This window comes from Streptomyces gobitricini, assembly GCF_039532985.1.
Taxonomy (GTDB): Bacteria; Actinomycetota; Actinomycetes; order Streptomycetales; family Streptomycetaceae; genus Streptomyces; species Streptomyces gobitricini.
In genome coordinates this window covers 17,233-30,248 of record NZ_BAAASR010000040.1, presented here as the reverse complement: position 1 = coordinate 30,248, position 13,016 = coordinate 17,233, and the positions used below count along the sequence as shown (strand labels likewise).

The window sequence follows — 13,016 nt, the reverse complement described above, 5'->3', positions numbered from 1 at the left end:
GAGGGTCCGGGGTCCGGGGTCCGGGGTCCGGGGTCCGGGGTCCGGGTCCGGGTCGGGGTCCGGGTCCGGAGGCGGGGCCGGGGCTAGAGACCGAGGCGGCGGGCGAGGTCCGAGGTGAACACCGAGCGCGGGTCCAGCTCGGCGCGCAGGGCGAGGAAGTCCGGCAGCCGCGGGTACATGGCGCGCAGCGCGTCCGGGCGCAGCCGGGAGTCCTTGGCGAGGTAGACGCGGCCGCCCGCGCCCGCCACCTCCTCGTCGAGCTCGTCGAGGAACGCGCCGAGGCCGGTGAGCCCGGCGGGGATGTCCAGCGCCAGCGTCCAGCCGGGCATGGGGAAGGACAGCCAGCCGGGGTCGCCCTCGCCGAACCGCTTCAGGACCGCCAGGAACGAGGGGCAGCCCCGGCGCGCGATCCGGCGCACGATGCGGCGCAGGGTGTCCTCCTGCCCGTGCCCGACGACGAACTGGTACTGGACGAAGCCGCCGCGCCCGTACACCCGGTTCCAGTGCGGGACCCCGTCCAGGGGGTGGAAGAAGGTGGACAGCCGCTGGAGTTCGCCGGTGCGGTGGCGGGGCGCCTTGCGGTACCAGAGCTCGTTGAACAGGCCGACCGCCGGGCGGCTGAGCAGCCCTTCGGGGACGAAGGCGGGGGCGGCCGGCAGCCGGCCGGGGCGGAAGGCGAGCGGATCGCGCCGGGCCCGCCGGGGGAGCGCGTCGTACGGGGCGTGGTCGCCGCGGGTGAGGACGGCCCGGCCGGTGGCGGCCCCGCGCGCGAGGAGGTCGATCCAGGCGACGGAGTAGCGGTAACCGTGGTCGTTGGCGGTGAGGCGGGCCATCAGGTCGTCGAGGTCGGTGGCGCGTTCGGTGTCGACCGACATCAGGGACGTCTCGACGGGCAGCAGCCGGACGGCCGCGGAGAGGATCACCCCCGTCAGCCCCATGCCGCCGGTGGTCGCGTCGAAGAGGTCGGTGCCGGGGAGGACGGTGCGGATCGTGCCGTCGGCGGTGAGGAGGTCGAAGGCGCGTACGTGGCGGCTGAACGAGCCCGAGACGTGGTGGTTCTTGCCGTGGATGTCGGCGCCGATGGCACCGCCGACGGTGACGTACCGGGTGCCGGGGGTGACCGGGACGAACCAGCCGAGCGGCAGCAGCACCTCCATCAGCCGGTGCAGGCTGACGCCCGCGTCACAGACGACGAGCCCGGTGTCCGCGTCGATGGAGCGGATGCGGGTGAGGGCGGTCATGTCCAGTACGGCGCCGCCGGCGTTCTGGGCCGCGTCGCCGTAGGCCCGGCCGAGCCCGCGGGCGATACCCCCGCGGGTGCCGCAGGCGCGGACGGCGGCGGCTGCTTCCTCGTAGCTGCGGGGCCGCACGAGGCGGGCGGCGGAAGGGGCGGTGCGGCCCCAGCCGGTCACCGGCTCGGCCGGCCCGGTGGAGGTCTCGGCGTCGGACATGAACGCGACCGTATCGCCGCACTTGCGTTGTTTGAGGGGTTTGTCGGCTGAGTCGCCCGGCTCGCCGAAATGGGTGATTAAAGGAGTGTCATGAAAGATTGCCGCGTCCTCCGGGGTGCGGCGCGCCAGAGTCGCCGTGGTGCACCGTCCACGGACGACGAAAGGGGTGGCGCAGGATGCGATACGCGGGCGCCCGGTGGGAGGTCGTCGATCGTCGGCTGGTGGGCGCGCTGCACGCCTTCGGCCGCCGCCGGCCGGTGGTGGCGGCGACCGCGCGGGCGCTGTCGCTCACGGGCGAGCACGCCGCGCTCTGGCTGGCGGCCGGCCTCGCCGGAGCGGCGGCCGACCCCCCGCGCCGGGACCCCTGGCTGCGCGCCACGGTCCTGACGGCCACGGCGCACGGGGCGGCCTCGGCTCTGAAGCACCTCGCCCGCCGCCCCCGCCCCGCCCTCCCCCCGAACCGGCACCCGGCCGGCCCCGCCGCCCAGCTGGATCGGCGCCCGGTCGGTCTCGCCCTCCCGCCGGAGCGCGGCCCCGCCGACCCGGCCGTTCCGCCGGTTCGGTACCCGGCGGGTCCCGCTGCCCAGCCGGAGCGCGGCCCCGCCGACCCAGCGCTCCCGCCGGAGCCCGGCCCCGTCGCCCCGCTGGGGTGCCACCTCGTCGACCCGCCGGGCATCGGCGGGGGTGGCACGCCCGTGGCCGGTGTCGTGTCCGCCGACGGCGGTTGCGGCACGCCCGTGGCCTCGGCTCGCACCGGCTGCGCCTGCGCGCCCGTGCCCGGCACCGGAGGCGGCGGTACGCCGCTGGCGGTGCCGGACACCGGGGCCGCGCCCGCCGGCAGCTGCTGCGGCCTGCCTTCGGCCGCACCGCCGCCTGGCTCCGTAGCCGAGCCCGACACCGGCTGTTGCCGTACGCCCCTGTCCGCGCCCCGTGCCGGGGCGGTGCCCATCGGTGGCGGGCGACCGTCCTCGGGGGCGCCCGGTACCGGTGCCGGACCCTCCGCCGGCGGCGGCACGCCCTCGCCCCCGTCCCGTGCCGGGGCGGTGCCCATCGGCGGCGGGCGAGCCTCCTCGGCTGCCGGTGGCGGCACGCCGTCGCCGTCCGCCGCCGCCGCCGCCGACGGCAGTGCACGGGCCCGGTGCGCCACGGGCGCCGTCGGCGGGGGCGCCTGCGGACGGGTGCCGTTCCGGCTCGTCGTCGGGCGCTACTCGTTCCCCAGCTCGCACGCCGCCTCCGCGGCCGCCGCCGCCGTGGCGTTCGCGGCGGTGCGGCCCGGCACCCGCTGGGCCGGTGCTCCCGTGGCGGCCGCCATGTGCCTGTCCCGCCTGGTGATGGGCGCCCACTACCCGACCGACGTGGTGGCCGGGGCCCTGCTGGGGGCCGTGACGGCCGCGGTGGGCGGACGGTGGGCGCCACCGGCGGTGCGGGACCGGTTCCGCGACGGGCGCCGCCGTGGGTGAGCCGACCGTCGCGGCGGCCGTCACCCGCCCGGCGCCCCCGGCGGTCGTGGTGCCCCTCGGGCTCGTCCGCGCCGCACGCCCCCGCCAGTGGATCAAGAACGTGCTCGTGGCCGCCGCGCCCGCCGCCGCCGGAGAGCTCGTCTCCCGGCACACCGCCGTGCAACTCGGCGTCGTGTTCCTGCTGTTCACCGCCGCGGCCGCCGCCGTCTACCTCGTCAACGACGCCCGCGACGCCGCCGCCGACCGCGCCCACCCCGTCAAATGCCGCCGCCCCGTGGCCGCCGGGGACGTACCCGTCCCGGTGGCGTACGGCACCGGCGGCGTCCTCGCGTTCGTGGCGCTCGCCGGCGCCGCCGCGCTCTGCAACGCCCTGACGGCCGCGCTGCTCGCCGCGTACCTCGTCATGCAGCTCGCCTACTGCCTCCGCCTCAAACACGTCCTCGTGGTCGACCTCGCCGTCGTCACGACCGGCTTCGTTATGCGCGCCATGATCGGCGGCGTGGCGCTCGGCATCCCGCTCTCGCGCTGGTTCCTCATCACCACCGGCTTCGGCGCCCTGTTCATGGTCGCCGCCAAGCGCTACTCCGAAGCCGTCCAGATGGCGGGTCGGGGCGGGGAGACCCGCGTCCTGCTCACCGAGTACACCACCGGCTACCTCCGCTTCGTCTGGCAGCTCGCCGCCGGGGTCGCCGTGCTCGGCTACTGCCTCTGGGCGCTGGAGCACAGCGGCACCTGGCGCCAGCTCTCCACCATCGCCTTCATCCTCGCCGTACTGCGCTACGCCGTCTTCGCCGACCGCGGCACCGCCGGCGCCCCCGAGGACGTCGTCCTGCGCGACCGCCCCCTCGCGGTGATCGGTCTCGCCTGGCTGGCGATGTACGCGATGGCGGTGGCGGACCCGTGAGGCGCGAGGCGCTGGGGTTCCTGCTGGTGGGCGGGGTCGCTTACGCCGCCGACCTCACCCTCTTCCTGGCGCTCCGGCCACACCTCGACCCGCTGCCCGCCAAGGCGCTCTCCTTCCTCGCCGGCTGCACCGTCGCCTACCTCGGCAACGCCCTCGGCACGTACCGCCGCCGGAGCCTCCACCTCCGTCAGTACGGGGCGTTCTTCGGCGTCAACCTCGCAGGCGCCGCCGTACAGCTGGGGTGCCTCGGCGTTTCGCACTACGCGCTCGGGCTCACCTCCCCGCTGGCCGACACCGTCTCCGGTCTGGGTGTGGGCATGGCCCTCGCCACCTGCGTGCGCTTCTGGGGGACCCGCACACTCGTCTTCGGCGCACGGGGTAGGGGCACGTCATGGACTGGCTGACCAAGCTCCCCCTCATCGGCCCGTGGGCCGCGCGCCTCATGCGTACGCACGCCTGGCGCTCGTACGAGACCCTCGACCACGCCCACTGGACCCGCCTGGCCGGCGCCATCACCTTCATCAGCTTCCTGGCGCTCTTCCCGCTGATCACCGTCGCCGCCGCCGTCGGCGCCGTGCTCCTCACCGACCAGCGGCTGCGCGACATCGAGGACAAGCTCGCCGAGCAGGTCCCCGGCATCTCCGACCAGCTCGACCTCGACGCGCTCGTCGCCAACGCCGGCACCGTGGGTCTCGTCGCCGGCGCGCTGGTCCTGTTCACCGGCATCGGCTGGGTGGGCTCCATGCGCGACTGCCTGCGGGCCGTGTGGGGGCTCGACGACTGCGACGAGGGCAACCCCTTCGTCCGCAAGGGCAAGGACGCCGTGATCCTGCTCGGCCTCGGGGCGACCGGCCTGGCCTCGCTCGCCGCCTCCGGCCTGGGCTCCACCGCCGTCGGCTGGACCGCCGAGCGGCTCGGGATCTCCGGGGGCGGCGCCGGCGGCGTACTCCTCCAGGCCGTCGCCCTCGCGGTCGCCGTCCTCGCCGACTTCCTGATCCTGCTCTACGTCCTGACGCTGCTGCCCGGCGTCCAGCCGCCGCGCCGCCGCCTCGTCGTGGCGGCACTGATCGGCGCGGTCGGCTTCGAGGCGCTGAAGCTGCTGCTCGGCGGCTATATGAAGGGCGTGGCGGCGAAGTCGATGTACGGGGCGTTCGGGGTGCCCGTCGCGCTCCTGCTGTGGATCAACCTCACCGCCAAGCTGCTGCTGTTCTGCGCCGCCTGGACCGCTACTCGCTCCCGGACCCCGGCTGACGACGACGGCGTACGAGATCGGGGAGCGGCCAGCGCCGGTTGACCACGAACCACCCGCCCGCCAGCAGCACCAGCACCCCTCCGGCCACCGTCAGCGCCGTCCCGGCCCCGCCGGCGCCGCCCGTCGCCGCGACCGTCGCCCTGCCGTCGCCCTCGCCGGCCGCCTGGTCGCCCCCGCCCGGGCCGGTCTGCCCGTTCCCGCCGCTCTCGCCCGTCCCGGTCCCGAACCTCGCCGACCTCGGCGGCACCAGCTCGCCGACCGGCTTCACCTTGCCGGCGGCCGAGAAGCCCCAGTCCAGCAGGCGGGCCGCCTCCTTGTAGACGGCGTGGCCCTCCTTCGCGGACGGGTTCATGACGGTGACCAGCAGCACCTTCCCGCCCCGCTCGGCGACACCGGTGAACGTGGCGCCCGCGTGCGTCGTGGTGCCGTTCTTCACCCCGGCGATGCCCTGGTAGGCGGGGATGCCGTAGTCACCCGTCAGCAGCCGGTTGGTGTTCTGGATCTCGAACGACGAACGCTTCTTGTTCCCGGGCTTGACCTCCCCGGGGAACTTCGCGCGCGGCGTGGAGCAGTACTCCCGGAAGTCCTTGTTCTGCATGCCGCTGCGCGCGATGAGTGTGAGGTCGTACGCGGACGAGACCTGGCCCACGGCGTCGTACCCGTCCGGCGAGACGACGTGGGTGTCGAGCGCCTGGAGCTCGGCGGCGCGGGCGTTCATGTCCTGGACCGTCTTGCCGATGCCGCCGTTCATCGACGACAGGACGTGCACGGCGTCGTTGCCGGAGCGGAGGAAGACGCCCAGCCACAGGTCGTGAACGGTGTAGGCCTGCTTCTCCTTGACCCCGACGAGGCTGGAGCCCTCGCCGACCTTCGCCAGCTCCTCGGGCGTGACCACGTGCGACCGCGTCTTGGGCAGCTTGGGCAGCACCGTGTCCGCGAACAGCATCTTCAGGGTGGAGGCCGGAGGCAGTCGCCAGTGGGCGTTGTGCGAGGCCAGCACCTCACCGCTCTCCGCGTCCGCCACGATCCAGGAGCGGCCCGTGACCTCCTTGGGCAGCACCGGGACCCCGGGGGCCAGGTTCACCTGCGTGCCGGGCTTGCCGAGCTTCGCCCCGCCGACCGTGGACATGACGGCGGGCGGCTTCGGCTGCTGGTCCTCCTTGTCCGCGGGCGGAGCCGCCAGGGCCGGAGCGGCGGTGAGGAGGGGCAGCAGCGCGGCGGCGGCGGCCGCCAGAACGGTCTTCTTCAGAGCTGACACGGTCGAGAACGTACAGGGAGCCCCGGGGGAAGCCGACACCACACCCCGCAGGAGACCCTCGACCGGAGGCGGCGATACTGAACCCATGAAGCTCAGCCGCTCCGCCTCCTGGTTCCTGCTCGCCTTCGGGGTGTGGAGCTGGTTCATCTGGATCACTTTCGTCAAGAATCTCTGGAACGACGGGAGCGGTCTCGCCTTCGACGACGCGGGCGACCCGACTGCCTACTTCTGGGTTCATCTGCTGCTCGCCATCACGTCCTTTGTTCTGGGGACGGCGGTGGGCGCCATCGGGTTGCGTGGTGTACGCGCCTCACGCCGCGACGCGCGCGCCGAATAGGGGGTAGGGACCCGTGCTGCTGGCCATGCTGGTACTCGTCGGGGTCATCGGCCTGCTGGGGGCCGTGCACTGGTACGTGTGGCGGCGCCTGGTGCGCGACGTCACGGCGCCGGGCGGCGTGGCGCGGCGGCTGGGCACGATCGCCCTGGTCGTGCTGCCGCTGCTGTCGCTGGGCGCGCTGACGGCGGGGCGGGCCGGGGCGCCGTTCCGGCTCCAGCAAGTCCTGGCCTGGCCGGGTTTCCTGTGGCTGGCGTCGCTGTTGTACGTGGTGCTCGCCCTGGTGGTGGGTGAGGCGCTCCGGCCCCTGCTGCGCCGGGCCCTGGACCGCCGGGCGGCCGCCGTGCCGGTCACGGCGCCCACGCCGGTACCGGCCACGCCCGTGTCGGCCATGGCCGGAGCGCCCGCGCCGGTCGCCGCACCGTCCGTGGCTTCCGCGTCGCCCGGGGCACCCGCGTCGCCCGAGACGCCCGCCGCCGGTGCGGGAGCCGGTGCGGAGGCGGAGGCAGGTGCGGGCGCCGGGCGGGGAGGTCCGGCGTCCGGGGCGCCCGGCCCGTCCCGGCGGCTGTTCGTGTCGCGCGTCGTCGGTGGCGCCGCCGCGGCCGCCGCGCTGGGGACCGTCGGGTACGGGACGTACGGCGTCCTGCGCGGGCCCCGCGTCAAGCGGGTCACCGTACCGCTAGCGAAGCTGGCCCGCGGGGCGCACGGGTACCGGATAGCGGTGGTGAGCGACATCCACCTCGGCCCCATCCTGGGGCGCGCGCACACCCAGCGCATCGTCGACGCCGTCAACGCCACCCAGCCGGACCTGGTCGCCGTCGTCGGTGACATGGTCGACGGCAGCGTCGAGGACCTGGGACGGGCCGCCGAGCCGCTCGCCCGGCTCCGCTCCCGGCACGGCTCCTTCTTCGTGACCGGCAACCACGAGTACTTCTCCGGCGCGGAGGAGTGGGTGCACCACGTGCGGGAGCTGGGCATGCGCCCGCTCCGCAACGAGCGCGTGGAGATCGCCGGGTTCGACCTCGCCGGGGTCAACGACGTCGCGGGCGAGAACTACGGCGACGGACCCGACTTCGCCGCCGCGCTCGGCGACCGCGACCGGGCGCGCGCCGCCGTGCTGCTCGCGCACCAGCCGGTCGTCATCCACGACGCCGTGGCGCACGGGGTCGACCTCCAGCTGTCCGGCCACACCCACGGCGGTCAGCTCTGGCCCGGCAACTTCCTCGCGGAGCTGGCCAACCCCACCGTCGCCGGACTCGAACGGTACGGCGACACGCAGTTGTACGTCTCGCGTGGCGCGGGCGCCTGGGGGCCGCCGGTCCGGGTCGGCGCCCCGTCCGACATCACGGTCGTCGAGCTGGCGTCGAAGCAGGCGTAGCCGCCCCGGTCACGGCCCCCGGCATGAACTCCTCCAGCACCTCGTGCAGCTGCCGCACCAGCGGCCGCAGCGCCCGGAACCGGGACAGCGCGATCGCCCGTGCGACGAGGGGCGCGGTGCGTACGACGAGCCGGCGGCTGCGCTCGGTGCCCTCCGACCGGTCGTACACCCAGAACAGCACCAGGCCCATCTGCATCAGCCACATCAGGCGCGGGAGCAGCTCGGCCAGCTCCGGAGCGGTCTTGGTGTCGGAGCCGGACAGCACCCGCTCCTGGATGGAGATGGCCGCCTCGCGGGCGGCGACCGACTCGGGCGAGAAGGGACTCAGCGGGCTGTCGGGGTCGGCGGCGTTCTTGAAGAACTGGGTGGCGAACGGGTGGTAGGGCCGGGCCACGTCCAGCCACGTCAGCAGCGACTCCCGGATCCGTACCGCCAGGTCCCGGTCGCCCTCCAGGACGGGCTGGACGGCGATCCGGTGTTCGGCGGCGAGCCGGTCGTAGAAGCTCTGGACCAGATGTTCCTTGGAGGCGAAGTAGTAGTAGGCGTTGCCGACGGAGACGCCCGCCTCCTGGGCCACGGCCCGCATCGTCGTCCCGTCGTAGCCGCGCTCCTGGAAGAGCCGGAGCGCGGTTTCGAGGATGAGGGTGCGGGTCTGCTCGCTCTTGGGGGCCTTGGGGGCCTTGGGGGCCTTGGGGGCCTCGGCGGGTCCGGCGGGCGTCGGCGCCTGGGCGTCCGTCACGTGGTTCACGTCCTTCGGAGAGCTTGAGCAGCCTGACTGTAGCCCTCGCTTTGAACATGTTCAAGCCGCATGCGCCGCCCGGCCGGAGCCCGCCCGGCCGGAGCCCGCGGCCCGCCGTACCCTTCCGCCCGCCGCCACCCGCCGGCCCGCCGTGCCCCGCCCTTAGGGCGCCACCTTGATGGCGCCCACCGGGCACGCCCGGGCGGCCTCCCGCACCAGGGGGCTCCCGGCGCCGTCCTCCCGCCCGGGCAGGAGCTCGCTGAACCCGTCGTCGTCCTGGGTGAACACGTCCGGCGCGGTCAGGGCGCACTGTCCCGCACCGATGCAGACGTGCTTGTCGATCAGAATGTCCATGGGGCTCATCCTCACCATGTGACGGGCAGTTCCAGCATTCCCTGGATCGTGTCCCCCGGTTTGAACGGGATCTCCTCGGGCGGTGCCGCCAGCCGGAGGCCCGGCAGCCGCTCGAAGAGCGTCCGCAGCGCGATCTCCATCTCCGCCCGCGCCAGGTTCTGGCCCAGGCACTGGTGGATGCCGAAGCCGAACGCCACGTGGTGGCGGGCCGACCGATGCCAGTCCAGGGTGTCCGGCTCGGCGTACGCGGACGTGTCCCGGTTGATGACCGAGGTCGAGAAGACGACGCCCTCGTCGGCCCGGATGGTCACCCCGCCGATGTCGATGTCCGCCTTGGCCACCCGGAGCATGCCGTCCGCGATCGACAGGAACCGCAGCAGCTCCTCCACGGCGGCCGGCATCAGCTCCGGGTCGGCCTTCAGCTCGGCCAGTTGTTCCGGGTGCCGGAGCAGTGTGAACGTACCGAGCGAGATCATGTTCGCGGTGGTCTCGTGGCCCGCCACCAGCAGGATCGTGGCCAGCTCGATCAGCTCCTGTTTGTCGAGCCGGCCGTGGGCGAGTTGCTGGACCAGGTCGTCGAGGACCCCGGTCCCGGGTTTGTCGCGTTTCCGCTCAACCAGGTCGCCGAGGTAGTCCTCCAGCCGGCCTCGGGCGTCCTCGGTGTCCTCCGCCGACGGGCCCCGCAGTAGCCGGCGCGACTGCTCCTCGAAGAACTCGTGGTCGGTGTAGGGCACGCCCAGCAGGTCGCAGATGACGATGGAGGGGACCGGCAGGGCGAAGGCGGACACCAGCTCGGCCGGGGGGCCCTGCTCGACCATGGCGTCGATCAGCTCGTCCACCGTCCGCTGGATGCGTGGCCGCAGGTCGGCCGTGCGCTTGAGCGTGAAGCCGGGGATGAGCATCCGCCGCTGCACGTTGTGTTCGGGGTCGTCCACGCCCAGCAGGGCGGTGCGGCGGCGGTTGCGCACGGCGGCGAACCGCTCCGTGGGCAGCGGGAAGGCCGCGTGGGTGGAGTCGGTGGAGAGTCGCTGGTCCGACAGGAGTTGGCGGGCGGCGGCGTGCCCGGTGACGACCCACACCGACCGGCCGTCGTAGAGCGTGACGCGGGAGAGCGGCCGCGACTCGCGCAGCGGTCGGTAGGCGGTGGGCGGGTGGTAGGGACACGTGCGGTCCTGGGGGAACGCTACGGCTTCCGTCATGGTGGCCTCGCAGGTGACGAGATTCGGACTGCCGGTCCCACTACATGCCTCAGGCATCCATCCGGTCTACGCGTAGTTCGGCCAAACCACCGGTACGGGCGATCCGCAGGCCGAAGGGCCCGCTTCCGTGAGGAAACGGGCCCTTCGGTGAGGCGCCGGGAAGCGGGGAGTGTCAGTAGCGGCGCGTGATCAGCGCGCGCTTCACTTCCTGGATCGCCTTGGTGACCTCGATACCGCGCGGGCAGGCGTCCGTGCAGTTGAACGTGGTGCGGCAGCGCCACACGCCGTCCTTGTCGTTGAGGATCTCCAGCCGCTGCTCGCCGGCCTCGTCGCGCGAGTCGAAGATGAAGCGGTGCGCGTTGACGATCGCGGCCGGGCCGAAGTACTGGCCGTCGTTCCAGAACACCGGGCAGGACGACGTGCACGCGGCGCACAGGATGCACTTGGTGGTGTCGTCGAACCGCTCGCGGTCCTCGGCGGACTGGAGGCGCTCACGCGTCGGCTCGTTGCCCTTGGTGACGAGGAAGGGCATCACGTCGCGGTACGCCTGGAAGAACGGCTCCATGTCCACGACCAGGTCCTTGAGGACCGTCAGGCCCTTTATGGCCTCGACCGTGATGGGCTTCTCCGGGTTGATGTCCTTGATCAGCGTCTTGCAGGCGAGCCTGTTCTTGCCGTTGATCCGCATCGCGTCGGAGCCGCAGATGCCGTGCGCGCAGGACCGCCGGAAGGTCAGCGAGCCGTCGACGTCCCACTTGATCTTGTGGAGGGCGTCGAGCACACGCTCCTTCGGGTCGATCTCGATCTGGAAGTCCTCCCAGACCGCGTGCTCCGACACCTCGGGGTTGAAGCGGCGGATCCGGAAGGTGGCGGTGATGTACGGGGAGTCGGCGAAGCCGGCTTCCCGCTTCTCCAGGGTCGGGGTAGCCATCAGTACTTACGCTCCATCGGCTGGTAGCGGGTCTGGACGACGGGCTTGTAGTCGAGACGCACGGTCTCGGAGCCGTCGGCGCCGACCTCGCGGTACGCCATGGTGTGGCGCATGAAGTTGACGTCGTCTCGGTTCGGGTAGTCCTCGCGGTAGTGGCCGCCGCGGGACTCCTTGCGGGCCAGCGCCGAGACGGCCATGACCTCGGCCAGGTCGAGCAGGTTGCCCAGCTCGATGGCCTCCAGCAGGTCCGTGTTGAACCGCTTGCCCTTGTCCTGGATGGACACGTTCCGGTACCGCTCGCGCAGCTCGGCGATCTTCTCGACCGCCGTCTTGATCGTCTGCTCGGTGCGGAACACCATCACGTTGGCGTCCATCGTCTCCTGCAGCTCCTTGCGCAGCACCGAGACCCGCTCGCTGCCGGTGGAGTTGCGCAGCCGCTCGACCTGCTCCTGCACGAAGGAGGCGGGGTTCTCCGGCAGCTCGACGTAGTCGGCCTTGGCGGAGTACTCGGCGGCGGCGATGCCGGCGCGCTTGCCGAAGACGTTGATGTCGAGCAGCGAGTTGGTGCCCAGGCGGTTGGCGCCGTGCACCGACACGCACGCGACCTCGCCGGCGGCGTACAGACCCGGCACGACGGTGGTGTTGTCGCTGAGGACCTCACCCTCGACGTTGGTCGGGATGCCGCCCATGGCGTAGTGCGCGGTCGGCTGGATCGGGATCGGGTCCGTGTAGGGCTCGATGCCGAGGTACGTCCGCGCGAACTCGGTGATGTCCGGGAGCTTGGCGTCGAGCTGCTCCGGCGGCAGGTGGGTGAGGTCCAGGTAGACGTGGTCGCCCTCGGGACCGCAGCCACGGCCCTCGCGGATCTCCGTGTAGATGGAGCGCGAGACGACGTCACGCGAGGCGAGGTCCTTCATGACGGGCGCGTACTTCTCCATGAAGCGCTCGCCGTCCTTGTTGCGGAGGATGCCGCCCTCACCACGGGCGCCCTCCGTCAGCAGGATGCCCATGCGCCAGATGCCCGTCGGGTGGAACTGGAAGAACTCCATGTCCTCCAGCGGCAGACCACGCCGGTAGCAGGCGGCCTGGCCGTCACCGGTCAGGGTGTGCGCGTTGGACGTCACCTTGAAGAACTTGCCGGTGCCGCCGGACGCGTAGATCACGGCCTTCGCCTGGAAGACGTGGATCTCACCGGTGGCCAGCTCGAAGGCGACCACACCGGCGGACTTCTTGACGCCGTCGACCTCGGTGATCAGCTGGTCGAGGACGTAGAACTCGTTGAAGAACTCCACGCCCTCCTTGACGCAGTTCTGGTACAGCGTCTGGAGGATCATGTGACCGGTGCGGTCCGCGGCGTAGCAGGACCGGCGGACCGGGGCCTCGCCGTGGTTGCGGGAGTGGCCGCCGAAGCGGCGCTGGTCGATGGTGCCGTCCGGGGTCCGGTTGAACGGCAGGCCCATCTTCTCCAGGTCGAGGACGGCGTCGATGGCCTCCTTCGCCAGGATCTCGGCGGCGTCCTGGTCGACCAGGTAGTCACCGCCCTTGACCGTGTCGAAGGTGTGCCACTCCCAGTTGTCCTCCTCCACGTTCGCCAGCGCGGCGGCCATGCCGCCCTGCGCGGCGCCCGTGTGGGAGCGGGTCGGGTAGAGCTTCGTCAGCACGGCGGTACGGCTGCGCTTCGTCGCCTCGATGGCGGCGCGCATGCCCGCGCCACCGGCGCCGACGATGACGGTGTCGTACTTGTGGATCTTCATGC

The 13,016-nt window shown here is 72.9% G+C and carries 13 protein-coding genes; 6 read left to right on the top strand and 7 right to left on the bottom strand.

Annotated elements, in window-relative coordinates; all coding sequences use genetic code 11:
• Positions 1-83: 83 nt before the first annotated feature.
• Entirely contained in the window at positions 84-1,451 is a 1,368-nt protein-coding gene (dprE1, locus tag ABD347_RS27305; protein WP_344366184.1) for a decaprenylphosphoryl-beta-D-ribose oxidase, read from the bottom strand.
• 176 nt (positions 1,452-1,627) lie between these two features.
• Here dprE1 and ABD347_RS30750 point away from each other — a divergent pair, with 176 nt between their 5' ends.
• The 4 genes from ABD347_RS30750 to ABD347_RS27285 are packed head-to-tail and all read left to right on the top strand — an operon-like array spanning position 1,628 to position 5,109.
• Positions 1,628-2,911: a phosphatase PAP2 family protein gene (locus ABD347_RS30750; RefSeq protein WP_425575778.1), complete on the top strand. Its 1,284-nt coding sequence runs from the start codon at positions 1,628-1,630 to the stop codon at positions 2,909-2,911.
• Positions 2,904-3,815, top strand: coding sequence for a decaprenyl-phosphate phosphoribosyltransferase (locus ABD347_RS27295; protein ID WP_425575777.1), 912 nt, complete (start codon positions 2,904-2,906; stop codon positions 3,813-3,815). The genes ABD347_RS30750 and ABD347_RS27295 overlap by 8 nt, the downstream gene beginning before the upstream one ends.
• A complete protein-coding gene (locus tag ABD347_RS27290) occupies positions 3,812-4,219 on the top strand; it encodes a GtrA family protein (protein ID WP_344366182.1) in 408 nt (135 codons plus the stop codon). Before ABD347_RS27295 ends, ABD347_RS27290 begins: the two co-directional genes overlap by 4 nt.
• Positions 4,207-5,109, top strand: coding sequence for a YihY/virulence factor BrkB family protein (locus ABD347_RS27285; RefSeq protein ID WP_344366180.1), 903 nt, complete (start codon positions 4,207-4,209; stop codon positions 5,107-5,109). Before ABD347_RS27290 ends, ABD347_RS27285 begins: the two co-directional genes overlap by 13 nt.
• On the opposite strand, the gene ABD347_RS27280 is transcribed toward ABD347_RS27285, so the two are convergent.
• A complete protein-coding gene (locus tag ABD347_RS27280; RefSeq protein ID WP_344366178.1) occupies positions 5,042-6,325 on the bottom strand; it encodes a D-alanyl-D-alanine carboxypeptidase family protein in 1,284 nt (427 codons plus the stop codon). The genes ABD347_RS27285 and ABD347_RS27280 overlap by 68 nt on opposite strands.
• 85 nt (positions 6,326-6,410) lie before the next feature.
• Between ABD347_RS27280 and ABD347_RS27275 the strand changes: the two genes are divergently transcribed.
• Together ABD347_RS27275 and ABD347_RS27270 are read left to right on the top strand one after the other, a co-directional pair.
• The gene (locus tag ABD347_RS27275) at positions 6,411-6,662 is read left to right on the top strand and encodes an SCO4848 family membrane protein (RefSeq protein WP_344366176.1); all 252 of its coding nucleotides are present in this window, start codon (positions 6,411-6,413) and stop codon (positions 6,660-6,662) included.
• Between the two features lie 13 nt (positions 6,663-6,675).
• Positions 6,676-8,037, top strand: coding sequence for a metallophosphoesterase (locus ABD347_RS27270; protein WP_344366174.1), 1,362 nt, complete (start codon positions 6,676-6,678; stop codon positions 8,035-8,037).
• On the opposite strand, the gene ABD347_RS27265 is transcribed toward ABD347_RS27270, so the two are convergent.
• The 5 genes from ABD347_RS27265 to sdhA form a co-directional block, all read right to left on the bottom strand.
• Positions 8,003-8,776 (bottom strand): TetR/AcrR family transcriptional regulator, encoded by a 774-nt coding sequence (locus ABD347_RS27265; RefSeq protein WP_425575776.1) that lies wholly within the window; start codon positions 8,774-8,776, stop codon positions 8,003-8,005. The genes ABD347_RS27270 and ABD347_RS27265 overlap by 35 nt on opposite strands.
• A gap of 162 nt (positions 8,777-8,938) precedes the next feature.
• Positions 8,939-9,130 (bottom strand): ferredoxin, encoded by a 192-nt coding sequence (locus tag ABD347_RS27260; RefSeq protein WP_344366171.1) that lies wholly within the window; start codon positions 9,128-9,130, stop codon positions 8,939-8,941.
• 11 nt (positions 9,131-9,141) lie between these two features.
• Positions 9,142-10,329, bottom strand: coding sequence for a cytochrome P450 (locus tag ABD347_RS27255; protein ID WP_344366169.1), 1,188 nt, complete (start codon positions 10,327-10,329; stop codon positions 9,142-9,144).
• 172 nt (positions 10,330-10,501) lie between these two features.
• Entirely contained in the window at positions 10,502-11,260 is a 759-nt protein-coding gene (locus ABD347_RS27250) for a succinate dehydrogenase iron-sulfur subunit (RefSeq protein ID WP_344366167.1), read from the bottom strand.
• The gene (gene sdhA / locus ABD347_RS27245) at positions 11,260-13,014 is read right to left on the bottom strand and encodes a succinate dehydrogenase flavoprotein subunit (RefSeq protein ID WP_344366165.1); all 1,755 of its coding nucleotides are present in this window, start codon (positions 13,012-13,014) and stop codon (positions 11,260-11,262) included. Before sdhA ends, ABD347_RS27250 begins: the two co-directional genes overlap by 1 nt.
• Between the last annotated feature and the right edge of the window lie 2 nt (positions 13,015-13,016).

Excerpts from the sequence above, each read along its gene's own strand:
- ABD347_RS27285 (WP_344366180.1), top strand. The coding sequence starts at position 4,207 with ATGGACTGGCTGACCAAGCTCCCCCTCATCGGCCCGTGGGCCGCGCGC.
- ABD347_RS27275 (WP_344366176.1), top strand. The coding sequence starts at position 6,411 with ATGAAGCTCAGCCGCTCCGCCTCCTGGTTCCTGCTCGCCTTCGGGGTG.
- ABD347_RS27260 (WP_344366171.1), bottom strand. The coding sequence starts at position 9,130 with ATGGACATTCTGATCGACAAGCACGTCTGCATCGGTGCGGGACAGTGC.
- sdhA (WP_344366165.1), bottom strand. The coding sequence starts at position 13,014 with ATGAAGATCCACAAGTACGACACCGTCATCGTCGGCGCCGGTGGCGCG.
- ABD347_RS27250 (WP_344366167.1), bottom strand. The coding sequence starts at position 11,260 with ATGGCTACCCCGACCCTGGAGAAGCGGGAAGCCGGCTTCGCCGACTCC.
- dprE1 (WP_344366184.1), bottom strand. The coding sequence starts at position 1,451 with ATGTCCGACGCCGAGACCTCCACCGGGCCGGCCGAGCCGGTGACCGGC.
- ABD347_RS27255 (WP_344366169.1), bottom strand. The coding sequence starts at position 10,329 with ATGACGGAAGCCGTAGCGTTCCCCCAGGACCGCACGTGTCCCTACCAC.
- ABD347_RS30750 (WP_425575778.1), top strand. The coding sequence starts at position 1,628 with ATGCGATACGCGGGCGCCCGGTGGGAGGTCGTCGATCGTCGGCTGGTG.